At 64.2% G+C, this 25,789-nt stretch carries 17 protein-coding genes; 2 read left to right on the top strand and 15 right to left on the bottom strand.

The annotated features are described in order from the left end of the window. Nucleotides 1-34: 34 nt before the first annotated feature. The 7 genes from glgX to HGK27_RS06570 all read right to left on the bottom strand — a co-directional run bounded on the left by glgX (nucleotide 35) and on the right by HGK27_RS06570 (nucleotide 13,362). The gene (glgX, locus tag HGK27_RS06600; protein ID WP_206239753.1) at nucleotides 35-1,873 is read right to left on the bottom strand and encodes a glycogen debranching protein GlgX; all 1,839 of its coding nucleotides are present in this window, start codon (nucleotides 1,871-1,873) and stop codon (nucleotides 35-37) included. A gap of 17 nt (nucleotides 1,874-1,890) precedes the next feature. Continuing rightward, the gene (locus tag HGK27_RS06595; protein ID WP_206239751.1) at nucleotides 1,891-3,531 is read right to left on the bottom strand and encodes an alpha-D-glucose phosphate-specific phosphoglucomutase; all 1,641 of its coding nucleotides are present in this window, start codon (nucleotides 3,529-3,531) and stop codon (nucleotides 1,891-1,893) included. Continuing rightward, nucleotides 3,528-5,066, bottom strand: a complete 1,539-nt coding sequence (glgA, locus tag HGK27_RS06590; protein WP_206239749.1) for a glycogen synthase GlgA — start codon at nucleotides 5,064-5,066, stop codon at nucleotides 3,528-3,530. Before glgA ends, HGK27_RS06595 begins: the two co-directional genes overlap by 4 nt. Nucleotide 5,067: 1 nt before the next feature. Then, a complete protein-coding gene (gene glgC, locus HGK27_RS06585) occupies nucleotides 5,068-6,336 on the bottom strand; it encodes a glucose-1-phosphate adenylyltransferase (RefSeq protein WP_206239746.1) in 1,269 nt (422 codons plus the stop codon). Beyond that, nucleotides 6,333-8,597, bottom strand: a complete 2,265-nt coding sequence (gene glgB / locus HGK27_RS06580) for a 1,4-alpha-glucan branching protein GlgB (protein WP_206239744.1) — start codon at nucleotides 8,595-8,597, stop codon at nucleotides 6,333-6,335. The genes glgC and glgB overlap by 4 nt, the downstream gene beginning before the upstream one ends. After that, nucleotides 8,594-11,005, bottom strand: coding sequence for a glycogen/starch/alpha-glucan phosphorylase (locus HGK27_RS06575; RefSeq protein ID WP_241126889.1), 2,412 nt, complete (start codon nucleotides 11,003-11,005; stop codon nucleotides 8,594-8,596). Before HGK27_RS06575 ends, glgB begins: the two co-directional genes overlap by 4 nt. 263 nt (nucleotides 11,006-11,268) lie before the next feature. Further along, complete coding sequence (locus HGK27_RS06570) at nucleotides 11,269-13,362, bottom strand: RelA/SpoT family protein (protein WP_206239742.1); 2,094 nt, start codon at nucleotides 13,360-13,362, stop codon at nucleotides 11,269-11,271. Between the two features lie 254 nt (nucleotides 13,363-13,616). On the opposite strand from HGK27_RS06570, the gene HGK27_RS06565 reads away from it, so the two are divergent. Continuing rightward, complete coding sequence (locus HGK27_RS06565; protein ID WP_407674606.1) at nucleotides 13,617-15,446, top strand: M28 family peptidase; 1,830 nt, start codon at nucleotides 13,617-13,619, stop codon at nucleotides 15,444-15,446. A gap of 116 nt (nucleotides 15,447-15,562) precedes the next feature. Here HGK27_RS06565 and HGK27_RS06560 read toward each other — a convergent pair whose 3' ends face one another. From HGK27_RS06560 to sdhC, 5 genes are all read right to left on the bottom strand, one after another. Next, nucleotides 15,563-15,862, bottom strand: a complete 300-nt coding sequence (locus HGK27_RS06560; RefSeq protein WP_206239740.1) for a hypothetical protein — start codon at nucleotides 15,860-15,862, stop codon at nucleotides 15,563-15,565. A 123-nt stretch (nucleotides 15,863-15,985) separates the two neighbouring features. Next, nucleotides 15,986-17,476, bottom strand: coding sequence for a M28 family peptidase (locus tag HGK27_RS06555; protein ID WP_241126887.1), 1,491 nt, complete (start codon nucleotides 17,474-17,476; stop codon nucleotides 15,986-15,988). A gap of 238 nt (nucleotides 17,477-17,714) precedes the next feature. Continuing rightward, a complete protein-coding gene (gene sdhA / locus HGK27_RS06550) occupies nucleotides 17,715-19,523 on the bottom strand; it encodes a succinate dehydrogenase flavoprotein subunit (protein ID WP_206239738.1) in 1,809 nt (602 codons plus the stop codon). 1 nt (nucleotide 19,524) lies between these two features. Then, complete coding sequence (gene sdhD / locus HGK27_RS06545; protein ID WP_068080954.1) at nucleotides 19,525-19,908, bottom strand: succinate dehydrogenase, hydrophobic membrane anchor protein; 384 nt, start codon at nucleotides 19,906-19,908, stop codon at nucleotides 19,525-19,527. Between the two features lie 12 nt (nucleotides 19,909-19,920). Beyond that, nucleotides 19,921-20,322, bottom strand: a complete 402-nt coding sequence (gene sdhC / locus HGK27_RS06540) for a succinate dehydrogenase, cytochrome b556 subunit (RefSeq protein WP_206239736.1) — start codon at nucleotides 20,320-20,322, stop codon at nucleotides 19,921-19,923. Between the two features lie 222 nt (nucleotides 20,323-20,544). On the opposite strand from sdhC, the gene HGK27_RS06535 reads away from it, so the two are divergent. Further along, nucleotides 20,545-21,579 (top strand): 50S ribosomal protein L11 methyltransferase, encoded by a 1,035-nt coding sequence (locus tag HGK27_RS06535; protein WP_206239735.1) that lies wholly within the window; start codon nucleotides 20,545-20,547, stop codon nucleotides 21,577-21,579. 278 nt (nucleotides 21,580-21,857) lie between these two features. On the opposite strand, the gene HGK27_RS06530 is transcribed toward HGK27_RS06535, so the two are convergent. From HGK27_RS06530 to HGK27_RS06520, 3 genes are all read right to left on the bottom strand, one after another. Further along, complete coding sequence (locus HGK27_RS06530; protein WP_206239733.1) at nucleotides 21,858-22,622, bottom strand: class I SAM-dependent methyltransferase; 765 nt, start codon at nucleotides 22,620-22,622, stop codon at nucleotides 21,858-21,860. A gap of 108 nt (nucleotides 22,623-22,730) precedes the next feature. Beyond that, the gene (ligA, locus tag HGK27_RS06525; RefSeq protein WP_206239731.1) at nucleotides 22,731-24,902 is read right to left on the bottom strand and encodes an NAD-dependent DNA ligase LigA; all 2,172 of its coding nucleotides are present in this window, start codon (nucleotides 24,900-24,902) and stop codon (nucleotides 22,731-22,733) included. A 9-nt stretch (nucleotides 24,903-24,911) separates the two neighbouring features. After that, nucleotides 24,912-25,589: a GNAT family N-acetyltransferase gene (locus HGK27_RS06520; RefSeq protein ID WP_206239729.1), complete on the bottom strand. Its 678-nt coding sequence runs from the start codon at nucleotides 25,587-25,589 to the stop codon at nucleotides 24,912-24,914. Nucleotides 25,590-25,789: the final 200 nt, after the last annotated feature.

Here is a 25,789-nt window from a genome sequence, read left to right as displayed (position 1 = left end):
GTCCTATGAAATTTTCCCATCAGGGCCAGGCGCTTCAGCTGCCGGTTTCCGCGCTTTCATCGCCCAGCCGGACGCTGCGTGTTTTGCGATCAATCGCAAAGCGATAGGCCGGGCTGGCATAAGCAAGCACCTCAGCTTCGGGGGCTTCCCAATCCGCGATGCTCATCGCTTCGCCCTGAGCGTTCAGCCATAGGCCATCCTCGGGGAATTGCTCGAAGTGCTGCGCCCGCGCCGCGCGCCATGCCGATAGCCCGGCCACAAAGTCCTCAAGCGCCATATCGCGGGCATGCCAGTCGATCCAGCCGATGGGGCTGTCCTGACAATAGGCATTGTTGTTGCCCTGCTGGCTGCGACCGAATTCGTCGCCCGCCGTCAGCATGATCGTGCCGGTGCTGGCGAACAGCGTGGCCAGCAAGGCACGGGCATCGGCGGCGCGGGCTGCCTGCACCTCTGGATCATCGCTGGGGCCTTCCACGCCATGGTTCCAGCTATGGTTATCGCCGTGCCCGTCGCGATTGTGCTCGCCATTGGCCTCATTATGGCGCTGGTCGTAGGACAGCAGATCGGCCAAGGTGAAACCATCATGTGCGGCGAGGAAATTGACGCTGCGGCAAGCCTGCTCGCCGAAGATATCGCTGCTGCCCGCCAGCCGTGTGGCCAAGGCACCGATGCTGCCCTCGCCCTTCCAGAAGCGGCGCAGATCGTCGCGGAAGCGGTCGTTCCATTCCAGCCAATTGTGGGGGAATTGCCCCAGCTGATAGCCGCCTTCGCCGATATCCCATGGCTCGGCGATCATGATGCGGTCGGCCAGCACAGGATCGGCGGCGATTTCATCAAACAACGGCGCCCGAGGATCGTAATCGGGCGAGCGCGCCAGCACCGGGGCAAGATCGAAGCGGAACCCGTCCACCCCGGCCTGCTCGACGAAATGGCGCAGGCTGGCCAGGGTCAGCGCGCGGACATGCGGCTGCGCGAAATCCAGCGTGTTGCCGCAGCCGGTGATGTTGACCAATTGGCCATCCGCTTCATGGGCATAGGTTTCATTGTCCAGCCCGCGCAGCGAGAGGATCGGCCCCTCCTCATCGCTTTCACCGCTGTGGTTGAACACCAGATCGAGGATCACCCCGATCCCGGCATCATGCAGCGCGGCGACGGTCGCGCGCAATTCGGCCACCCCGCCCGGGCACAAGCCGGGATCGAGCGCCATCATCGCCACAGGATTGTAGCCCCAGAAATTGCGCAGCCCCAGCGGCGGCAGATGCCGCTCATCCACCCAGGCGGTGATGGGCATAAGCTCCACCGCGCTGACCGACAGTTTCTTCAGATGCGCGATGATCGCCGGATGGGCCAGAGCCGCCACCGTGCCGCGCAAAGCCTCGGGCACATCGGGATGGAGCAGGGTGAAGCCCCGCACGTTCAGCTCATAGATCAGCCCGCCGCGCGTGAAGATGGGCACCTTATGCGGCACCGCCTCGCGCTGCCCCGGCACGATGGTGTGAGGCACCAGCCCCACCGTATCGACGCCGAAATCGGACAGCGCCAGATCATAAACGAACCGCCGATCCAGCTCGACAGCATAGGGATCGACCAGCAGTTTCGCAGGATCGAACCACAGGCCCTTTTCCGGGGCCCACTCGCCATCGGTGCGATAGCCATAGGCGGCGCCCGTCAGATCGCCCTTCAGCGTGGTGCGCCAGAACTCGCCTTGCCGGTGCATCGGCGTGCGAAACTCCTCGCCCTGAGCGAAGATGCACAGCGACACCCCGCTGGCCCGGGGGGAGCGCACCGCGAAATGCGTATACGCCCCGCCCTCGCCGGCGATGACATGGGCGCCCAGCTGAGCCTCCAATGCGATCGTCGCGGCGTCATCCATGGCTTGGTCCTTTGGGCTCAGGTGATCACATCGGGCTGCGTGCGGCCCGTGTGGCGGGTGATGCCTGCCAGTTCCTGCGCCGCCGCGATCAGATCGGAGAGCATCTCGGGTGTCTGAGCCGCCAGATTGCCGCCGACCGGTTCGTAACGCTCCAGATAGACGCGCAAAGTGGCCCCTTCCGTGCCGGTCCCCGACAGGCGGAAGACGATGCGCGAACCGCCCTCGAACAGGATGCGCAGGCCCTGATTTTTGCTGACCGAGCCATCGACGGGATCGGTGTAGGCAAAGCTGTCGGCTGTGGCGATGGTCAGCGGGCCAACACTCTTGCCGGGCAGCGACGGCAGCGAAGCGGTCAGTTCAGCGATCAGCGCATTGGCGACATCGGTCGGCAGCGCCTCATAATCGTGGCGGGCGTAATAGTTTCGGCCATAGGTCGCCCAATGCTCGGCGGCCAGATCGCAGACGGGGATCTGGCGCACGGCCAGAATGTTGAGCCAGAGCAGCACCGCCCAAAGCCCGTCCTTCTCACGCACATGGTCGCTGCCGGTGCCCGCGCTTTCCTCGCCGCAGATGGTGGCCATGCCCGCATCGAGCAGATTGCCGAAGAACTTCCAGCCGGTCGGGGTTTCGAAGGCCGGGATGCCCAAAGCCTTGGCCACCAGATCGGCGGCAGCGCTGGTGGGCATGCTGCGCGCAATGCCCTTCAGACCGCCCTTATAGGCCGGGGCCAGATGAGCGTTCGCCGCCAGCATCGCCAGACTGTCCGAAGGCGTGACAAAGATGCCCTTGCCAAGGATCAGATTGCGGTCACCATCGCCATCGCTGGCTGCGCCGAAAGCGGGCGCATCGGCATCGAACATCGTGTCGAACAATACCTTGGCGTGGACCATGTTCGGATCGGGGTGATGGCCACCGAAATCCTCCAGCGGGGTGCCATTGCGCACCGTGCCGAGACGGAAGCCGAGGCGCTTCTCAAGGATTTCATGCGCGTAAGGCCCGGTGACGGCGTGCATGGCGTCGAAGGTCATCGACAGTCCATCCTTCACCGCCGCGCGGATCGCGTCGAAATCGAACAGGCTCTCCATCAGCGTGGCGTAATCGGCCACCGGATCGATCACCTCGACGGTCAGGCCTGCCACATCGGTGCTGCCCAGCACATCCAGATCGACATCGGGCGTTTCCACCGTCAGCCAGCGGTCAATGTTGGTGGTGCGCTCATAGACCGCATCGGTGATCCCCTCGGGCGCGGGGCCGCCATTGGCGATGTTGTATTTGATGCCGAAATCTTCCTCCGGCCCGCCCGGATTGTGGCTGGCCGACAGCACCAGACCGCCGCTGGCGCCATAATGGCGGATCACATGCGAGGCGGCGGGCGTCGAGAGAATGCCCCCCTGCCCCACCAGCACCCGGCCATAGCCATTGGCCGCCGCGATGCGGATCGCCTGCTGGATCACGGTGCGGTTATGATAGCGGCCATCGCCGCCGATCACCAAAGTCGCGCCCTTTTCGGGCTTCACCACATCGAAAACGCTCTGGATGAAATTCTCGGCGTAATTCTCCTGAGCGAAGATCTTCACCTTCTTGCGCAGGCCCGATGTGCCCGGCTTCTGCCCGGCAAAAGGCGTGGTGGGCTTGGCGATGACGGTCAGCGTGCTCATTGGTCCCCCGAAAGGTTAGGAGCGCCCTCCGCAGAGGGCTGTTCGACATAATTGCGGTAAAGCGCGGCATAGGCCGCCGCGCTCTGGTTCCAGCTGAAATCCATGCGCATCCCGGCGCGGCGCACCTCGGTCCAGGCGTCCTGCTGGCGGTAGAGGTCAACGGCGCGGGTGATGCCCAGCGCGAAGTTCTGGTAATCGACCCCGGCGAACTGGATGCCGGTGGCGGCGCCTGCCTTGATCGCGGCCAGATTGGCATCGACCACCGTATCGGCCAGCCCGCCGGTGCGCGCCACCACGGGCACGCAGCCATAGGCGAGGCCATACAATTGGGTCAGCCCGCAAGGCTCGAAGCGGCTGGGCACGAGGATAGCATCGCCGCCCGCCTGCATGCGATGGGCCAGCGCCTCATCATAACCGATGCGCAGCGACACACGGCCCGCATGACGCGCGGCGCCCCGGTGCAATTCGCTGACCAGCGCCGCATCGCCCGTGCCCAGCAGCGCCAGACGCCCGCCAAGGCCGACCAGATGGTCCAGCACCTCGCACAGGACATCCATGCCCTTCTGCCATGTCAGGCGGCTGACGACGATGAACAGCGGGCCATCATCGCGATCAAGGCCGAATTCCTTTTCCAGCGCGCGCTTGTTGGCCACCCGCTTGGCCAGCGCGCGGGCGGAGAAGCGCGCGGCGATGGTCTTGTCCTCGGCGGGGTTCCAGTCATGGGCGTCGATGCCGTTGACGATGCCGCGCACATTGTCGCCCCGGCTCTGGATCAAGCCCTCCAGTCCCATGCCGAACTGCGGGCTGCGGATTTCCAGCGCATAGGTGGGCGAGACCGTGGTGATGCCATAGGCCGATTCCAGCCCGGCCTTCAGAAAGCCGACGCCGCCGTGATACTCCACGCCATTGACCGCCCATGCCTCGGGCGGCAGACCCAGACGCGGGAAAACATCCGCCGGATAATAGCCCTGAAAGGCCATGTTGTGGATCGTCATGATCGAGGGCACCGAGCGCCCTCCGGCAGGCGGTGCGAATTTGAGATAGGCCGGGGCCAGGCCCGCCTGCCAGTCATGGGCATGAAGCAGGTCGAATGGCATGCTTTCGATCACACCGCCCGCCACATCGGCGCCCGCGCGCGACAGCGCGGCGAAACGGCGCCAATTGTCGGCCCAGTCGCGCCCAGAGCCATCGGCATAGGGGCTGCCATCGCGGTTGAAGAGATGGGGCGCATCCAGCACCAGCAAATCCCCCGCCTGATCGCCATCGAGCTGACCCGAGAGCAGCCGCGCCGGGCCGCCGAACAGGTCTTTCCATTCATGGACGACCGGCGGGGTGGCAGCTTTCTTGGCTTTCCCCTTGCCCTTGGCGGCAGGCGGGTTGAGCCGCGTCAGCACCTGCGGATATCCCGGGATCATCACGCTCATCTGCACGCCATGGGCGGCGATGGCATGGGGCAGAGCGCCCACCACATCGGCAAGGCCGCCGGTTTTCACCAGCGGCACCGCCTCCGAAGCGAGCGAGAGAACGCGGATCATCCTATTGCCCCGCCAAATATTGATCCATCATCGATTTGGTGATGAGGCATACACCATTTTCCGTTCGGCGCCAGCGGGTTGCATCCAATTCTGGATCCTCGCCCACCACAAGATTTTCCGGAATACGCACACCGGAATCGACGATCACACGCTTCAGGGACGCCCCGCGCCCGATGTTGCAATAGGGCAGGATCACCCCTTCGCTGACGCTAGAGTAAGACCCCATCTTCACACCCGTGAACAGCAGCGAGCGATGCGCCGTGGCCCCCGAAACAATGCAATCCTGCGAGATCAGAGAGGAGATCGCATGACCGCGCCGCCCTTCCTCGTCATGGACGAATTTTGCCGGGCTGGCGACAACCTGATCGGTCCAGATGCGCCAGTCGCGGTCATACATATTGAGGCGCGGCACCACATCGGTGAGGTCCAGATTGGCCTCGAAATAGGCGTCCAGCGTGCCGACGTCGCGCCAGTATTCGCCGATTTCCTCCGCCGCGCGCACGCAGCTTTCGGTGAAGCGATGCGCCACCGCCTTGCCATGCTTCACGATGCGCGGGATGATGTCATGTCCGAAATCGCGGCTGGAATTGGGATCGGCGGCATCTTCCTTCAGCCGCTCGAAGAGGTATTTTGTGTCGAAGACATAGATGCCCATGCTGGCCAGCGACCAGCCCGGCATGCCGGGGATCTCGGGCGGATCAGCAGGCTTTTCGACGAAATCGGTGATGGTGTCGGTCTCATCGACATGCATCACGCCAAAGGCCGTCGCCTCTTTCTGCGGCACCACCAGACAGCCGATCGTGACATCCGCGCCGCTGTTCACATGCTGACGCAGCATCAGCTCGTAATCCATCTTGTAGATGTGATCGCCCGCCAGAATGACCATATATTTCGGGGCATGGGCCGCGATGATGTCGATGTTCTGATAGACCGCATCCGCCGTGCCTTCATACCACTGGCTTTCGGAGACGCGCTGGCTGGCGGGCAGAATGTCGAAGCTTTCGTTACGCTCGGGGCGCATGAAGTTCCAGGCGCGGTTCATATGGCGGATCAGGCTGTGGGCCTTATATTGCGTCGCCACGCCGATGCGGCGGATGCCGGAGTTGATCGCATTGGAGAGCGCAAAATCGATGATCCGGCTCATGCCGCCGAAATAGACGGCGGGTTTGGCGCGGTTGTCGGTCAACTCTTTCAGGCGGCTGCCCCTGCCGCCTGCCAGCACATAGGCCATCGCCTCACGCGCCAGTGGTTGTCCGGAGGTATCCCTCATGCAGCCTTCTCCCCTTTGGTCTTTTGACCCGTTGCCTTTGCCGAGGTGGCCCGCACGGCCCCCTTGGCGGTATCCTTCTTGCCGGTCCATTCCAGCATCACCGTGGCGAGCGGTGGCAGCACCATCTTGCCGCCGCCATCACGCGCCACCACGCGCCCCATATTGCCCACGCCGCTGCCGCCATATTCAACGGCATCGGTGTTCATGATCTCGGCCCAGATGCCGTCATGCGGCAGGGGGACGCGATAGGTTTCGTGGACATGCGGCGTCATGTTAGCGATCACCGCGACCGGATGTTCCCCCGGCGCCTTGCGCAGCCAGGCAAAAACCGAATTGGCGGCATCATCGACGATCAGCCATTCGAAGCCCTCCAGCTCGCAATCGCGGGCATGGAGCGCGGGCTTCTCGCGATAGGTACGGTTGAGATCGCGCACCACATCGCGGATGCCGCGATGGGGGGCATACTCCAGCATCTCCCAGTCGAGCGCGCGTTCTTCTGACCATTCGCGGCGCTGGGCAAACTCCTGGCCCATGAAGAGCGACTTCTTGCCCGGATAGGCCCACATCATCGCGTAATAGGCGCGCAGAGTGGCGAATTTCTGCCAGTCATCGCCCGACATCTTGTGGATCAGGCTGGCCTTGCCGTGGACCACCTCATCATGGCTGAGCGCCAGCACGAAATTCTCATCAAAGGCGTACATCAGGCCGAAGGTGATGTCGTCATGGTGGTATTTGCGATGCTCGGCCTCACGCCCCAGATAGCGGAGCGTGTCATGCATAAAGCCCATGTTCCACTTGAAGCCGAAGCCCAGCGCCGAGGGACGCCCGGCGGGCGATGGCTGCTCCACCTCATAGGCCGGCGTGGTAACGCCAGGCCAGCTGGTCGCTTCCTCGGCGATGGTCAGGAAGCCGGGATGCGTGGCGTGGACGGCGCGGTTCATGGCGCGCAGGAAATCCACCGCTTCCCAATTCTCGCGCCCGCCCTGATCGTTGGGGAGCCAGTCACCACCCTCGCGGCTGTAATCGCGGTAGAGCATCGAGGCCACGGCATCGACGCGCAGCCCGTCGACATGATAGCGCTCGGCCCAGAACAGGGCGTTGTTGACGAGGAAGGAGGCCACCTCCCGACGTCCGAAATTGTAGATCGCCGTGTTCCAGTCGGGGTGGAAGCCGAGGCGCGGGTCTTCGTGCTCGTAGAGTGCCGTGCCATCGAAACGGGCAAGGCCATGGGCATCGGTGGGAAAATGGGCGGGCACCCAGTCGAGGATCACCCCGATCCCGGCGCGATGCGCACCATCGACAAAGCGGGCAAAGCCCTCCGCATCGCCAAAGCGCGCCGAGGGGGCGTATAGCCCGGTGGTCTGATAGCCCCATGAGGGATCATAGGGGTGTTCGGAGATCGGCAGGAACTCGATATGGGTGAAGCCCATATCCACCACATATGGGATCAGCCGGTCGGCCAGAGCATCCCATGTGAGGAACCAGTCATCATCGTCGCGCTGCCAGCTGCCGGCATGGACCTCGTAGATCGAGATCGGCACGCGGCGCGGATCGACGCTGGCCCAATGCTTCATATGGGCCTCATCGCGCCAGTCGATCTTGACCGGATGGGCGGTGAGGCTGGCGGTGGCCGGGCGCAATTCGCTGGCCAGCGCGAAGGGGTCGGCCTTGAGCGGCAGCAGCGCGCCATCCTCGCCCACGATGCGAAACTTGTAGGCATGGCCCACGCCCAGCCCGGGCATGAAGATTTCCCAGATGCCGGTGTCAGCGCGGCGGCGCATCACATGGCGCGCGCCGTCCCAATGGTTGAAATCGCCCACCAGCGCCACGGTGCGCGCATGCGGCGCCCAGACGGCGAAATGCACGCCTTGCGCGCCCTCATGCTCGATCAGATGGGCGCCCAGCTTGTCGAAGAGGCGCAGATGGCTGCCCTGCCCGATCAGGAAATCGTCCACCGGCCCCAGCACCGGGCCGAAGCTGTAGGGGTCGGAGACCAGCCAATCATGACCATTGCTGCTGGCGCGATAGCGCAGGGGTTGAGGGGCGCCTTCCAGCACTCCCTCGAACAGCCCTCGCCCATCGACCTTGGCCAGAACCCCCAAAGGCGTGCCGGAGAGCGCCTGCGCTTCAACACGCTCGGCCCCCGGCACGATCACACGGGCGAATGTGCCCAAAGGCCCCCGATGCACCCCCAACAAAGAGAAAGGATCACTATGGCGCCCTTCGATCAGGGCCGAGATGGCGTCTTGGTCTGGGTTCACAAAACGCCCCAAATGTCCTTTGCATATTCTGCGATGGTCCGATCCGAAGAGAACCACCCAACATTGGCAATGTTCCGTATCGCACTGGCGCGCCACGCCTTTTGGTCGAGCCAGCGGGCATCGACATCGCGCTGGGCGGCGGCATAGGAGTCGAAATCGGCCGCGACCATGAACCAGTCATGGTCATGCAGCCCGCCCATCAGACCGGCATAGCGGTCCGGATCGTCAGGGCTGAAGACGCCGCTGGCGATGGCATGGACGGCCTGCTGCAATTCGCGGCTGTTGTCGATGATGGCGCGCGGATCGTAGCCATTGGCGCGCTTCTCGTTCACCTCGGCAGCGGTGAGGCCGAAGATGAAGATGTTGTCGTCACCCACATGGTCCTTGATCTCGATGTTGGCGCCATCGAGCGTGCCGATGGTCAGCGCGCCGTTCAGGGCAAACTTCATATTGCCCGTGCCCGAAGCTTCCATGCCCGCCGTGCTGATCTGCTCGGAAAGATCCGCTGCCGGGATCAGGCGCTCTGCCGCGCTGACATTGTAATTGGGCACAAAGACCACCTTGAGCAACCCGCCCACCGTGGGATCGCTGTTCACGCGGCGTGCAATATCATTGGCCAGTTTGATGACCAGCTTGGCGTTGTGATAACTTGACGCCGCCTTGCCGCCGAAGATCTTCACGCGCGGCACCCAGTCCTTTTCGGGATGGCTGCGGATCTGATCGTAGAGCGCCACGGTCTCGACCAGATTGAGCAGCTGGCGCTTGTACTCATGGATGCGCTTGATCTGCACGTCGAAGAGCGCATCGGGATCGAGCCGCACGCCCATCAGCGATTTGAGATGCGCGGCCAGCGCAACCTTGTTGGCGCGCTTCACCTCGGCGATGCGTTCGCCGAATTGCGCGTCCTCGGCCAGATCGTTGAGCGCCACCAGCTTCTGGGCATCATCGAGGAAATCGGGGCCGATGGCGTCCTTGATGAGCGCGGTCAGCCCCGGATTGCACTGCTGCAGCCAGCGGCGCGGCGTAACGCCATTGGTCTTGTTGTTGATGCGCGTAGGATAGAGCTTGTGCAGATCGGCAAAGACCGTGGTCTTCATCAGATCGGTGTGCAGCGCGGCCACGCCATTGACGCTATGCGCGCCCACGAAAGCCAGATTGGCCATACGCACGCGGCGCTCACCGCCTTCGTCGATCAGGCTGATGGCGGAGATCTGCTCGCCGCTCATGCCCGCCTTGCGGGCTTCGCGCAGCACGCGGCTGTTGATCGAATAGATGATCTGCATATGGCGCGGCAGCAGCCGCTCGAACAGCGGCAGCGGCCAGCTTTCCAGCGCCTCGGGCAGCAGCGTGTGATTGGTGTAGGCGATGGTGCGCTTGGTGATATCCCACGCCTCATCGAAGTCCAGATTGTGGACATCGACCAGCAGGCGCATCAGCTCGGCCACGGCCACGCTGGGGTGAGTATCGTTCAGCTGGATCGCGGCGCGGTCCGGCAGGGTGCGAATGTCCTCATCATACTGCACATGGCGCCGCACGATGTCCTGAATGGAGGCGCTGGAGAAGAAATACTCCTGCCGCAGACGCAGCTCCTGCCCCGCAGGCGTGCTGTCAGCGGGGTACAGCACGCGCACAAGGCTGTTGGCCCGCACCTGCGCCTGAAGCGCCCCGGCATGGTCGCCCGCGTTGAAGGCATCGAGGCGCAGCGGATCGGGCGCATTGGCCGTCCACAGGCGCAGCGTGTTCACCCGCTTGCCGCGCCAACCGGCGACGGGCGTGTCGATGGCGCTGGCCTCGATCTGCTCCTTGGGGTGCCAGGTGACGCCGCCCGAGGCGCTCTCGCTCACCTCACCGCCGAAGCCGACGAAATAGCTGCTTTCGCGGCGGTCGAACTCCCAGGGGTTGCCGTGGGAAAGCCAGGTTTCGGGCAGTTCCACCTGCCAGCCATCATCGATGCGCTGGCGGAACATGCCGTTGAGATAGCGGATGCCATAGCCATAGGCCGGGATATCCAGACTGGCGAGGCTCTCCATAAAGCAGGCGGCCAGACGGCCCAGACCGCCATTGCCCAGCGCCGCATCGGGCTCCAGCTCTTCGAGCTGCGCCAGATCGAGACCGTGGTCACGCAGCGCCTTGGCCATCTCACTGGTGAGGCCCATGTTGGAGAGCGCATCGCGCATCAGCCGCCCGATCAGGAACTCCAGGCTGAGGTAATAGACCCGCTTGCCGCCGGTGTCATAGGTACGCCGCGTCGAATCCATCCATGCGTCGACGATCTTGTCGCGCAGCGAGAGGATAGCGGCATGAAACCAGTCATGCGGCTTGGCGGCGCGTTCATCCTTGCCGATCCGATGGCGCAGCACATCGAGCACCAGATCGTGGATATCGTCAGCAACGGCGGTGTCGGGCAAAGGCTGCACTCCCAGACGGGGCCACGCGCCTGAAACCTTCCGCGCGACCGGTTATTCCTGATGCCCTTCGCGGCGGTGGGGCTGGTCCGGGAACACGAATGCTCCCGGCCAGCCCTCTCCTCTTCCCATACTTCCAACTGCGGAGGCTAAGCCAGACAAGGCCGCCGAGACAAGCACCGTTCTTCAGGGCAGTGAAATTTTTCTGCCCGATGCAGGCTTCCTAGAGGCAGAGTGTTGCGCAAAGCTTTCCGGCCCGCTGCGGGTCAAAGCCTTTCGGCCTGAGCCACCGACCCGCTGGCCCGCAGCGAAGAGACGATCCGCGTCAAATGCGCCAGATCGGCCACATCCAGATCGACCTCATAGGTGCCGAACAGTTCATCACGGCTGGCCATCTTCAGGCTGACGATGTTGGCCTTGGTGCTGGCGAAAATGCCCGTCACCTCGGCCAGCGTGCCGGGGCGATTGTAAAGCACACAGCGCACGCGCCCGATGGCGCCCGTGGTGCGCGCGCCCCACGAGAGATCAAGCCAGTCATGATCCTGACCGCTGGCGAGCACATCACAGGCGATGGAGTGAACCTCCACCCCCACGCCGGGCTTTTTCACGCCAACGATGCGGTCGCCCGGCACCGGGTGGCAGCATTCGGCCAGATGGAAGGCCAGACCCGGGGTCAGCCCCTTGATCGAGATGGCGCGTTCCTGCTTGGGCCACTGGTCAGTTTCGGCCAGAGTCTTGGCGCTGCCGGGCAGCACGGCTTCCATCACCGCGGCATCGTCCAGCTTGGCGCTGCCGATGGCGACCAGCATCTCTTCCTCGGTCTTGAAGCCGAGGCGCTTCACCGCCTCGCCGCGCGCCTTCTTGCCCACCTTGGTCGGCAGGCGTTCGACCAGTTCATCGAACAGATCCGCACCGATGGCGGCGATTTCCGAACGCTCCTTCGCGCGCACGGCGCGACGGATGGCGGCGCGCGCCTTGCCCGTTACGGCAAAGCCCAGCCACGCCAGCTGAGGCGAAGCGCTGCGGTTCTTGATGATCTCCACCACATCGCCATTGCCCAGCGCGGTGCGCATCGGCACATGGCGGCCATTGATCTTGGCCCCCACCGCCATGCTGCCCAGATCGGTATGCACGGCATAGGCGAAATCGATCGGCGTCGCCCCCTTGGGCAGCTGATGCAGCGCGCCCTTGGGGGTGAAGGCGAAGATGCGATCCTGATAGATCGCCATCTTGGTGTTTTCGAGCAGCTCCTCGGCATCGTGGCTGTCGTCGATCACCTCGATCAGATCGCGCAGCCAGCCCACCTGACCATCCGGCGCCACCCCGCCCTGCTTGTAGCTCCAATGCGCGGCCAGACCATATTCATTGGTCTCATGCATATCCCAGGTGCGGATCTGCACCTCCATGCGCATCGAGTTCTCATAGATCATCGAGGTGTGCAGCGATTTGTAGCCGTTGCTCTTGGGGGTCGAGATGTAATCCTTGAAGCGCCCCGGGATCATCTGCCACGTCGTGTGCAGCAGGCCGATGGCGCGGTAGCAATCCTCGACATTCTCGACCAGCACGCGGAAAGCCATGATGTCGGTGATGCTGTCGAAGGAGACATGGCGCTCGGCCATCTTGCGCCAGATCGAATAGGGGTGCTTCTCACGCCCCCAGACCTGACATTTCACCCCCGCCGAGGTCAGCGTCTGGCTGATCGCCAGAGCGATCTCATCCACCTGCCCGCCATCGGTCTCGCGAATCTGCGCGAGGCGCCCGGTGATGGTCTCATAGGCTTCGGGCTCCAGCTGCTGGAAGGCCAGCAGCTGCATCTCGCGCATATATTCATACATGCCCACGCGCTCAGCCAGCGGGGCATAGATTTCCATGGTTTCCTTGGCGATGCGGCGGCGCTTGTCCTCGCTCTTGATGAAATGCAGCGTGCGCATGTTGTGCAGCCGGTCCGCCAGCTTCACCAGCAGCACGCGCAGATCCTCGCTCATGGCCAGCAGGAACTTGCGCAGATTTTCCGCCGCGCGCTCCTTCTCGGTCATCGCCTCGATCTTGGAGAGCTTGGTCACGCCATCGACAAGCCGCGCCACATTGGGCCCGAACAGCTTCTCGATCTCGTCGACGGTGGCCAGCGTGTCCTCCACCGTATCATGGAGCAGCGCGGTGATGATCGTTTCGACATCGAGCTTCAGCTCGGTCATCAGCCCCGCCACCTCGACCGGATGGCTGAAATAGGGGTCACCGCTGGCGCGCTTCTGGCTGCCATGCTTCTGCACGGTGTACACATAGGCGCGGTTCAACATCGCCTCGTCCGCGTCCGGGGCGTAGGAAAGCACTCTTTCGACAAGTTCGTATTGGCGTAGCATCGTGTGCTTAATGTGGGCGATGCGCCACGGGCGAGCAAGCCTTAAAGGGCGATTTGTCTGATCGTGGATATGCTTTTGATGCGCGTTTGCCACAGGGTGTGCTGTGGAGGCGAGATACGTCAAATCCCCCAAGTGAGTACAACCCGTCGCTGGCGCGGAGCCTCTTGCCGTTCGGCGCAACACTCGTAATAAAGCTGCCCACACGCGCAAGGATTCTAAAGCGCGCCGAACAGTTTTGGGAGCCGCCTCCAGTTATGACCAAGTTTCGTTCTGCCCTGCGCCCTCTGGCGCTGATGTCTGTTGCCTCGCTGGCGCTGGCCGCGCCGCTCGCCGCGCATGAGGATGATGACGCGCTCGACATCGCGGGCATGACGCTGGGCATGGGCCCGCAGGCCCCGGCCAAGGAAGCCCCCGTCTCCATGGCCGGCCCGACCATCGCCGAGGCCGCCCTGCCCCTCGACCCGCGCTTCTCGCCCGCGCGCATTCAGGCCGATGTCACCTTCTTCGCCGACGATCTGCTGCTGGGCCGCGACACGGGCAGCCAGGGCCATGAGATCGCCGCACGCTATGTCGCCTCGCGCTTCACCGGCCTTGGCCTGACGCCGATGGGCGACCAGAGCGAAACGGGACGCAGCTGGCTGCAGCGCATCACCTTCCAGAAGACCACCCGCGCCGATGGCGCCTCTGGCGTGGACTTCACCGGTGCCAACGGCAAGGCTGTGACCTTCGCTCAGGGCAAGGACGCTCTGGTCGGCATCTCGGTCACCGAGAGCAAGCTGGACGTCTCGGCCCCGCTGGTCTTCGTGGGCTATGGCCTTGAGAACGCGCAATACGGTCTCGACGATTACAAGGGGCTGGATGTGAAGGGCAAGATCGTGGTGATGCTCTCGGGCTTCCCCAGCGGGCTCCCTTCCGAAGAAGCCGCGCATATCGGCGCCACCAAGGGTGAAGCCGCCGCCGCCCATGGCGCCATCGGCATCATCACCATCGGCACCAATGCCTCGCTCAAGGTCCGCCCGTGGGAGCGCAGCCTGCAATACGCCGGCACCCCGCGCTTCAACTGGGTCGACACCAATGGCCCCAACGCCGGCAAGGCGCATGACAATGCCACCGGCATCCGCGCCAGCGCCTCGCTGGACGACGATGCCGCCAACGCCCTGCTGGCCGGTGCGCCCCAGTCGCTGACGCAGATCCGCACGCTGGCCGACAAGCCGTGGGTTTCGGGCAAGCCGGTCGCGGTGAAGGGTTTCGCGCTGAAGGGCAGCGCGCGCATCTATGGCAACTTCGCCTCGACCCGCGTCACCAGCCCCAATGTCGCGGGTATGATCCCCGGCAGCGATCCGGCTCTGAAAGACCAGTATGTGGTGCTCTCGGGCCATCTCGACCACCTCGGCGTCGATGCCCCCAAGCCCGGTGAACCGGCTGACAAGGACCGCATCTACAATGGCGCGCTGGACAATGCGGCGGGCACCTCCACGCTGCTGGAAGTCGCCCATGTGATGGCGCAGGAGGCCAAGGCCGGTAAGGGCCCGCGCCGCAGCGTAATCTTCCTGGTCTCCACCGGCGAGGAAAAGGGCCTGCTGGGCGCCGATTTCTTCGCCCGCCACCCTGCCGTGCCGGTCGAGAAGATCGTCGGCAATGTCGATCTCGACATGCCGGTGCTGCTCTATCCCTTCACCGATCTGGTGGCTTTCGGCGCGGATCACTCCACGCTGGGCAAGATCGTGGCCAATTCGGGCAAGGCGATGCAGCTTTCGCTCAGCCCCGATCCCATGCCGACCGAGAACATCTTCGTCCGCTCGGACCACTATATGTTCGTGAAGCAGGGCGTGCCCGCCGTGTTCCTGGCCACCGGCTATGGCAATGGCGGCGCGGCGCAGTGGACGCAGTTCATGAAGACCACCTACCACAAGCCGGGCGACGACCTGTCGCAGCCCATCAACTGGCGCGCGGGCGCCCGCTTTGCCGAGGCCAACTGGCGCATCACCAGCGCCATGGCGGATTCGGACACGCCGCCGCTGTGGTACAAGGGTGACTTCTTCGGCAATCTCTTCGCGCCCAAGGCCGCGCGCGCGGAGAAGTAAGCTCTGGCAAGGGAGCGTGGTTCGCCATGCTCCCTCAAGCAGGCAAAAGAAAACCGGCGGGGGCGTTATCGCAGCCCCCGCCGGTTTCTTTTTGAGTTCAGATCGTCAGGCGCCGATCAGCACTTCACGAACTTGCCCTTGGAATCCTTGCAAGGCCCCTTCTTCTTGGCGGGGGCGGCAGCAGGCTCGGCCTTGGCCATGGGCTTCATCGCCGGAGCGGCGGTCATGGCAGGCGCGGCCTTCATGGCGGGAGCCGCCTTCATCGCGGGAGCAGCCTTGGCAGCACCGTCGGGCTTGGCGCCGGGCGTGCCGCACTTGGCGAACTGACCCTTGGCATTGCGGCAGGTGGCCGCTTCAGCCGTGACGGGAACGGCGAGAACGGCAAGCAAGGCCAGAGGCATAATCAGTTTCTTCATGTCATCCCTCCTCAAGAGACAAGTTGCGCGAAGCACAAAGCCGGGCGCGGTGCGGAAACTATTGCGCGGCGGGCGAACCGTCAATGAACGGCGAGCCAATGACAAGAATTTACGTGAAGATTTTCAGCGCTCCGCCGTGGAGACCGCCGCCGTCCAGCGGCGCGGATCGGCGAAATAATGCACCAGCGCCACATGGAACCACACATCCTCGGCAGCGCCGCCCAGTTCCAGCCCGGGCTTCACCACATCGCCGGGGCGGTGATAGTCGGTTTCCAGATAATGCTGGAAGCGCGGCTTGTCGCCATAGGCGGAGGTGACCATCACGGCGGGAATATCATGGCTGATCAGCGCCCAGCCATCCTGCCGCTTGAGGAAGGTGTTGGGCCAGTCCGAATTGGCGATCTTGCGGTGCTGCTCCTGCGCCACGGTTGAGATGCCGGAATCAAGCCGCGTCATCCCCGCCCCCACCACGCCCAACGGCCCGCCCGCAGGCGCGATGGCGATGGAATCGAGGTTGAAAGCCGCCACGATCTTGCCCAGCGGCAGCGGCGGGCTTTCGGCAAAGGCCTCGGCACCCAGCAGGCCCATTTCCTCGGCGGTGGTGGCCAGAATATAGACGTCACGATCGAGCGGGCCGGTCTGATTATGCGCTAATCTACGCGCGATCTCGGTCAGGCCCGCGATGCCGCTGGCATTGTCGATGGCGCCATTGCAGATCAGATGCTCATGCCCCGGCTCTCCGGGCCTGCCCGTGCCGCAGGTGCCGAAATGGTCCCAATGTGCCAGCAGCAGCACCGCGCCTTCCTCAGGGTGGCGGCCCGGTATGCGACCGATCACATTATGCGTGCGAATGGTGGTCTGGCGGGTGGTCGCCTCAAAATTGGCGGTCAGATCGAGCAGATGCGGGGCGAAATCCGGACGGTTGGCCTCGTTGGACAGCGCATCAAGCGCCTCGCGCCCGCCCAGCAGCCGCGCCATGCCTTCCATGGTGATATAGGCTTCCAGATCGCCCTCGGGCGCGTCATCAGCCAGAGCGAAGCCCTGATGCCGCCGCCGCTCACTCACCGAAGCCAGGGTGCGATAGCTGTCCAGCACAGTCAGAACCGCCGCCGCGCCGCCTTCCAGCAAAGCGTTCTGGCGCACCGCAAGCGGCAGCACATCGCCGCCCACACGCGGCGCGGGCTTGTCGAAGATCACCGCCACGCGGCCCGCCAGTTCGGTGCGAGAGGGCAGATCGCCCGACATCCGCCCCACGAAATAGAAAGGCGCATTGCGCACCATGCCGCGCCGCCCGAAGGTCATCACCCGCACAGCGTCAGGCGCAAGCAGCACCGGGCGCCCGCGCCGCGCGAAATCGGCATGCGATCCCACGGGCTCGCGCCCCACCAGCGTCACGGGCTGAAACCAGGGATGCGCCGGATCATTGGTGCCCGAGACCAGCCCGATATCGAACCACTGCCGGGCCAGATAACGCAGGGTTTTCTTCTCGCCCTCGGTGCCCGGCTCGCGCCCGGCGAAGTCATCGCTGGCAAGCTGGGTGATGCTGGCCAGCAATTGCTGTTCCAGCCCGGAATCACGATGCGACGAGGCAGCCGCCAACGGCTGCCCGATCATGGCGCACAACATCGCCATGATGGACAGGTATTTACGGCTTGCCCGCAGGTTTCGATTCGTCGCCGACGTGACCCGATTCATCGGCATGTAAAGCATCACAAACCGAGCCGCCCGGCAAGATGCTTCCTGCCCATCCTGCAAGTGATACACAGCATCGTCAGCCAGCAACAGGCGCGCAACAAAAAGGGCCGGAAAGCCTGCGCCTTCCAGCCCCTTTTTTAAGCCGCGTTAGAAGCGATCAGTACACGCGCTTCTTCGGCTTGATGTAGCTGACATCGTCGGTCAGCGTGTATTCGTGGACCGGACGGTAGTCCAGCTTCACGCCGCCGCCATTGCCGCCCCAACCGTCGAACCAGGCGACGGTGTGCTTCATCCACTCGGCATCGTTGCGATCGGGGAAGTCCTCATGCGCATGGGCGCCGCGGCTTTCCTTGCGGGCATGGGCGCCATGCAGCGTGACCGAGGCCTGGCTGATGAGGTTGTCCAGCTCCAGCGTCTCGACCAGATCGCTGTTCCAGATCAGCGAGCGGTCGGTCACCTTGATGTCCTTCATGCGGGCATAGGTGTCGGCCAGCTTGTGCTTGCCTTCGGCCATCAGCTCGTCGGTGCGGAACACGGCGGCGTGCTGCGACATGGCGCGCTGCATCTCGGTGCGGATTTCCGCCGTCGAGCTGCCGCCATTGGCGTTTCGGAAGTGGTCCAGACGGCCCAGCGCCAGATCGGCCGAGTCCTTGGGCAGTTCGGGCTGGGCAGCGCCCGGCTTCACGATTTCCTTCAGACGGTGGCCGGTGGCGCGCCCGAAGACGACCAGATCGATCAGCGAGTTCGAACCCAGACGGTTGGCGCCATGCACCGAAACGCAGGCCGCCTCGCCCACGGCGAACAGGCCGGGGACCACGTGATCCGGATTGCCATCCGGGCCGATGGTCACGACTTCGCCGTGATAGTTACAGGGAATACCGCCCATGTTGTAGTGCACGGTGGGCACCACAGGCAGCGGCTGGCGGGTCAGGTCGACACCGGCGAAGATCTTGCCGCTCTCGGTGATGCCCGGCAGACGCTCGGCCAGCACCTTGGGATCGATGTGATCGAGGTGCAGGTAGATGTGGTCGGCATGGGGGCCCACGCCGCGGCCTTCGCGGATTTCCAGCGCCATCGAACGGCTGACCACGTCACGCGAGGCCAGATCCTTCGCCGAGGGAGCATAACGCTCCATGAAGCGCTCGCCCTGCGAGTTGGTGAGGTAACCGCCCTCGCCGCGCGCGCCCTCGGTGATCAGCACGCCCGCGCCGTAGATGCCGGTGGGGTGGAACTGCACGAATTCCATGTCCTGCAGGGGCAGGCCGGCGCGCAGCACCATGCCGCCGCCGTCGCCGGTGCAGGTATGGGCCGAGGTGGCGGTGTAATAGGAACGGCCATAGCCGCCGGTCGCCAGCACCACGGCCTGCGAGCGGAAGCGGTGGATCGTGCCGTCATCCATGCACAGCGCGATCACGCCGACGCATTTGCCATTGTCCATGATGAGGTCGATGGCGAAATATTCGATGAAGAAGTCGGCGTCATACTTGAGCGACTGCTGATACAGCGCGTGAAGCATGGCGTGACCGGTACGGTCGGCAGCGGCGCAGGTGCGCTGCACCGGCGGGCCTTCGCCCATGTTCTGCATGTGGCCGCCGAAGGGGCGCTGATAGATCGTGCCGTCGGCGTTGCGGCTGAAGGGCACGCCAGCGTGCTCCAGCTCGTAAACGGCGGCAGGCGCCTCGCGCACCATGTACTCGATAGCGTCCTGGTCGCCCAGCCAGTCCGACCCCTTGACGGTGTCGTACATGTGCCAGGTCCAGTGGTCGGGCGTGTTGTTGCACAGCGAAGCCGCGATGCCGCCCTGCGCCGCCACGGTGTGGCTGCGGGTGGGGAACACCTTGGTGATGCAGGCGGTCTTCAGACCAGCTTCGGCAGCACCCATCGTGGCGCGCAGGCCCGAACCGCCCGCGCCCACCACCACGGTGTCATAGATATGGTCGATGATCTTGTAGGAAGGGGCGGACATCTCAAGCAGCTCCCAGAGCGAGGCGGGCGATGGTGAACACGCCGTAGAAGGCGGCGCCGAAGACCACGAGGTTCAGCGCGGCCAGCGCAACGAACTTCGTGCCGGCTTCATGCAGATAGTCCTCGATCAGGACCTGCATGCCCAGGCGCACATGCCAGAACACAGAAATGATCAGCAGCGACAGCGCCACCGCCGACACCGGGCTGACAATCCAGTCATGCACGGTGATGTAGTTGAAATTGGGCATCAGCAGCAGCGAGACGGCGAACCATGCCGTCAGCACCAGATTGCCGATGGCCGAGACGCGCTGCACGATCCAGTGATGCGCGCCCGAATGCGCCGAGCCCAGCCCGCGAACGCGGCCGATCGAGGTTCCGTTACCCATCGTCTATCTCCCTCAGCGCAGCAGCAGGATGGCCCAGAAGACCACGGTGAGCAGCACGCCGAACACATGCGTCAGGATCGACCACATGTTGTTGGTCTTCACCTCGAAACCGCCGCCGATGTCCATCAGCAGGTGGCGCAGGCCCGAGCACAGATGGTTGAAATAGGCCCAGCTGATGCCCACAAAGACGATGCGGCCCAGCGGGCTCACCGCGAAGGCGGCATATTTGGCATAAGCCTCAGGACCGGCGGCCAGCGTGCCCAGCCAGCACAGCAGGGCACCCAGCCCCACCACGGCCAGACCATTGCCCGACACGCGGTGCATGATCGAGGTGAACATCGCCGGGCCCCAGCGCCAGATCGAAAGGTGCGGGGAAAGCGGCCGTGCCTTTTTGCCAGTGGCGCCTTGGGCCATCGGTGGAATCCTTTGTGTTTGCTGCATTCACGTTGCTGCATTGCGGGGTCATGCCCCGCGTGAATATTTCCCATAGCCAAAACGCGACACCATGCAAGCGTCAGAAAGGCCTTACGACCATCTGCCGTTCAGCTTCTTGCCATACGCATGCGCTGCTGCCCCATAGCGCTCATGCGCGGACTGCCCCTTGGCGAGGCCGGACACTGACGCTATGCCGCGCGCATGGCCCGTAAACCCGCATCCCAGAACCCCGTCACACCTCCCGCCGATGAAGCCGAGGAGCAAAGCTGGCAGATCACCCTCTTCGGCCCGCGCTGGCAGATCGAAGCCGCGCTGATCGCCCATGAAGATGCCTGGGACTGGGATGAAACGGTCATCCTCTCCGGCTGCGAGATCGCCGACGACAAGCCCGAAGACTGGCGCATGGACGTCTTCCTGCCCCGCCAGCCCACTGCCGCCGACCGCAGCGCGATCAAGGCCCTGTTCGCCGGCGAAGACGGCAAGGGCAAGGCCCCGAAGATGAATGAGGAACGCCTGCCCGATCAGGACTGGATCACCCTCTCCCAATCCGGCCTCGAACCGATCCACGCCGGGCGCTTTATCGTCCATACGCCTGATTTTCCCGTGGAGCCCCCCGAAGGCATCCGCGCCTTCACCATCCCCGCCAGCCGCGCCTTCGGCACCGGCCACCACGCCACCACCGCCGGATGCCTGACCATGCTCAGCCTGATGAAGGCCGAGGGTCTGGTGGTCCGCAATCTGGCCGATATCGGCACCGGCACCGGCTTGCTGGCCTTCGCGGGCCTGCATCTGTGGCCCCGCGCTCTGGCCACCGCCTCGGACATCGATGCCGCCTGCCTCGGCGTGGTCGAGCATAACATCGAGATCAACGACATCGCGCCGGGCGCCGGCGCCGGCCAGCTCACCATGCTGATCGCCGACGGTATGGACGATCCCGTCCTGCAATCGCGCGGGCCCTATGATCTGCTGATCGCCAACATCCTCGCCGGGCCGCTGATCGAGCTGGCGCCCGATTTCGCCAAGGCGCTGGTGCCGGGCGGATCGCTGCTGCTGGCCGGGCTGCTCTCCACGCAGGAGGAGCAGGTGCGCGCCGCCTGCCGTCGCGCCGGGCTGCGGATCGCGCGACGGGCGGTGCATGGCGATTGGTCTGTGCTGTGGCTGCGCAAGCGGAACGATGTGCGCGTGCGGGCGAGCCGTCCGGGGCAGTTGCCGGATTGGGCGAAAAAGTGGGGATAAGGGGTTAAGAAGGAAGAGGAAATGCGAGGGTGTTACACCCTCGCGCTCCCTTTAGTGTCTACGTTGCGCCCAAGCTGACAGGCAGGCGCGGATTCTGAGGGCCGCAGGCTTTAAATTTGCCAGCGCCCCCCCATCGTATGAAAAATGTCGATTGCCTGCGGCGCCTAGCGCTGCGCAGGTGGAGAGGCTGGGCGCTCCATTTCGGCGCCACTGCCCTAGCGTCGGAAGACGTCATAGGAGCGCGAGGGGGTAACCCCCTCGCACTTATCCTCCTTAGCTTACTTCCCCTTGGGCTTCTGAAACAGAAACACGAACTGATCCGTCTTGTCGTGGATCTTGAACACGCTGACGGTGTGATCGTCGGAAGCATTGGCCAGAGCCTTGCTCTCCCCCACCAGCTTGAACCCGGCCTTGGCGACTTCGCTCTTCACCAGTTCGGGATCGATGCGATGCAGCGCATCGGTCTGGCTGTCACCCGTACCCTTGGCTCCGGCGTGATCGGTGACGAAATAATAGCCGCCGGGCTTCAGAGCCTCGAAAGCGGCGGCATTGGTGGCCTCGGCATTGCCGCCGTGGTGGTGAAGGTCGTGATAGTTCTGGCTGGTCCACACCAGATCCAGCTTCTCGGGCGCCGAGAAGGCCGGGCCGCGCACCAGCGAGACATTGGTGTAGTTCACATCCGGCACGACCTTGAAGTTTGCGGTGCCTCGCGTGGGGCCTTCACCCGGAATCCACGAATAGACCGCGCCCTTTTCGCCGACGATCCTGGAGATCAGCCGCGTGAAGTAACCGCCGCCGGGCAGCAACTCGCCCACCTTCTCACCGGGGTGGACGCGGGCGAAGGCAAGCAGCGCGCCGGGCTTGCGGGCCTCATCGCGCGAGGTGTCCGTTTCGGGGCGCGCCTTGTCGGCCAGAGCGGCGGCGATGGCGGGCGATGCGCCTGCCACATGGGTCGGCTTGGCCGTGGCGAACCCGGCCCCCAGCACGCCGACACTCAGCGCCAAAGTCATAGCCCCGGCGCGCCAAACAGACTTGCTCATCATCGCACTCTCCCTCGGGACGCCATCGAAGCGAGAGCGTCGCGGCGCTATGGCTAATCCAATCGGCACGGCGCCCCAAGAGGGAATTACAGTATCGGTTGCGAGAAGAATTTATCCCGCACGCGCAACGATCTGCGCCCATTCAGCCTCATCGATCACCGGGATGTTGAGGGCGGCGGCCTGCTTCAGCTTCGAACCTGCGCCCGGCCCCGCCACCACCAGATCGGTCTTGGCGCTGACCGAGCCTGCCGAGCGCGCGCCCAGCCTCTCGGCCTGAGCCTTGGCCTCGTCGCGGCTCATGGTTTCCAGCTTGCCGGTGAAGACCACGGTCTTGCCCGCGACCTCGCTGGCCATGGTTTCCACGATATAGTCGGGCGGGCTGACCTCGTTCATCAGGTCTTCCCACACGTCAACATTGTGCATCTCGTGGAAGAAGTCGATCAGTCCCACCGTCACCTCGGGGCCGACGCCGGGAACGCCGATTTGCGCGGCCATCTCATTGGCCAGCTTGCGGGCGAAACGGATCTGATCGGGGGTCTTGATATCCTCGCCATCGTCGCCGGTCAGTTCGGCGTGATAGCTGGCCTCTTTCTCGTCGCGGTGGCGGGAGAGGACCTCGATCTTGCGGCGCAGGCCGTCCAGCGTGACAAAGCGCTTGAGCAGATCACGCGCCGTCACCACGCCGACATGGCGGATGCCAAGGCCGAACAGCAGCCGCGCAGCATCGGGCTGACGCTTGGCCTCGATGGCTTTCAACAAGTTATCCACAGACTTATCCTGCCATCCGGGCCGCCCGACGATCTCGTCGCGGCGCGCCTTCAGGCGGAAAATGTCTGCGGGGCTTTCCAGCCAGCCAAGGCCGAAGAACTCATCGATGGTCTTTTCTCCAAGACCTTCAATGTCTAACGCGCCACGGCTCACAAAATGCTTGAGCCTTTCGGTACGCTGGGCCGGGCAGATCAGGCCGCCCGTGCAACGCACATCGACCTCGCCCTCTTCGGCGACGGCCTCGCTGCCGCATTCGGGGCAGTGGTCGGGGAAGTGGAAGGGTTCGCGGTCTTCATCGCGGGTGACGTTCTCCACCACCTGCGGGATCACATCGCCCGCGCGCTGCAGCACCACGCGGTCGCCCACACGCACGCCAAGGCGCCCGATCTCGTCGCGGTTGTGCAGCGTGACATTGGTGACGGTCACCCCGCCCACCAGCACCGGCGCCAGACGGCCCACCGGAGTCAGCTTGCCGGTGCGGCCAACCTGAATGTCGATGGCTTCCAGCGTGGTTTCGGCGCGCTCGGCAGGGAACTTGCGGGCGATGGCCCAGCGCGGCGCCTTGGCGACGAAGCCCAGACGCGCCTGCCATTCCAGCGAGTCGACCTTGTAGACCACGCCGTCGATTTCATAGGGCAGGCCTGCACGGCGCTTGGACAGATCGTTGTAATAGCTGACCGCACCATCCAGATCGCGCGGGTGCCATTCCTCCAGAGCGGTGTCGAAGCCCCAGCCCGCGATGGCTTCCATCACGCCGCCCTGCGTGGCGGCGGGCAGGCCGGAATGGGCGCCCCAGCCATGGGCGTAGAAGCGCAGCGGACGGCTGGCTGTGACCTTCGCATCCTTCTGGCGCAGCGATCCGGCGGCAGCATTGCGCGGATTGGCGAAGACCTTCTCGCCCTTCTCCTCCTGCGCGGTGTTCAGGGCGGCGAAGGCGGCCTTTTCCATATAGACCTCGCCGCGCACCTCGAAGAGGTCGGGCACGTTATCGCCGCGCAGCTGCTGCGGAATATCGGGGATATGCGCCACATTCGGCGTCACATCCTCGCCCACCTGACCGTCGCCGCGCGTGGCGGCGCGCACCAGCACGCCCTTTTCATAGCGCAGCGAGCAGGACAGGCCGTCGATCTTGGGCTCCGCCGTCATCGGCACGGCGGCATCCTCCGGCAGCGCCAGAAAACGGCGGACGCGCGCCACGAACTCGGCCAATTCCTCATCGGAAAAGGCGTTGTCCAGGCTCATCATCCGCACATCATGCGTGACCTTGGAGAGCGGAGAAGCCGCCACCTCGAAGCCGACCTTATCCGTGGGCGAATCGGCGCGTTTCAGATGCGGAAACGCTGCCTCCAGCGCCTCATTGCGGCGGATCAGCGCGTCATAGGCCGCATCCTCGATCTCGGGAGCGTCATCCAGATGGTATTTCTGGCGGGCGCGGTTGATCTGGCGGGCCAGTCGCATCAGCTCATTGGCGGCGTCGGCATCGTTCAGGCTGGAAAGGTCTTGCGGGTCACTCATAGCTGCCCCTTAGCCGCGCCGCAGCGCCATCGCCACCAGCCTTATACGCTGAGTGAAACCCAACTGTTCATAAAGCGCAATCGCTCCGGCATTATTCGCCCAACTGTGCAGAAAAGCCGCATCGCCACGCGCCGCGAACCCCGCCATCACGCGCCCGATCAGCTTGGCCGCATAACCGCGCCCGCGAAACGCCGGATCGGTACACACTCCGCTGACCTCCGCGAATCCTGCCGCCGGGCGCATCCGTTCCCCCGCCATGGCGACGACGCGGCTGTCATGACGAATACCGAAATAATCGCCGTAAAGATGCGTCCTGCCGGCCCACGGCCCCGGCTGATTGGCCAGCGCCAGAGCCCCCATATCCGCCACGTCGTCCTCGCCCAGAAGCGCGATCCCCTCCGGATCGAAAGCAGGCGGAGCGCCCTGCGCCACCATCTGCATCAGCATGCCCTGCTTGACCACCTGCAGCCCGGGCGGCGGGGTAAAACCCTCCGGCTCCACAACCAGGATCTGATCCTCATCACTCGTCAGAAGATCGATCAGGGCATGCTCTTCACCCGGCGCAGCGGCGACGAAAGGGCCATAGCCGGGGTCGATGCGCAGCGCCGTCTTCGCGGAGTTCCATTGCGCCAGTGCAGCTTGCGGGCCGTTGAAGGCGGACCAGATGGGGCGATCCAAAGGGGACATGAAGGACCTTTAAGAGAAAAGGACAATGCGAGGGGGTTACCCCCTCGCGCTCCCATTACTGTCTTCGTTGCGCCCTGACTATCGGGCAGGCACGGGTTCAGAGCGCCGCAGGCTTTAAAATTCGCAGGTCAGCCTTTGGTTCTGAGGGATAATTGCCTGCGGCGCTAAAGATTGCGCAGGTGGAGAGGCCGGGCACCACG

The organism is Novosphingobium terrae (assembly GCF_017163935.1).
Lineage (GTDB): Bacteria > Pseudomonadota > Alphaproteobacteria > Sphingomonadales > Sphingomonadaceae > Novosphingobium > Novosphingobium terrae.
The sequence above is the reverse complement of the archived record's forward strand: the minus strand, read 5'-3'. Positions and strand labels throughout refer to the sequence as shown.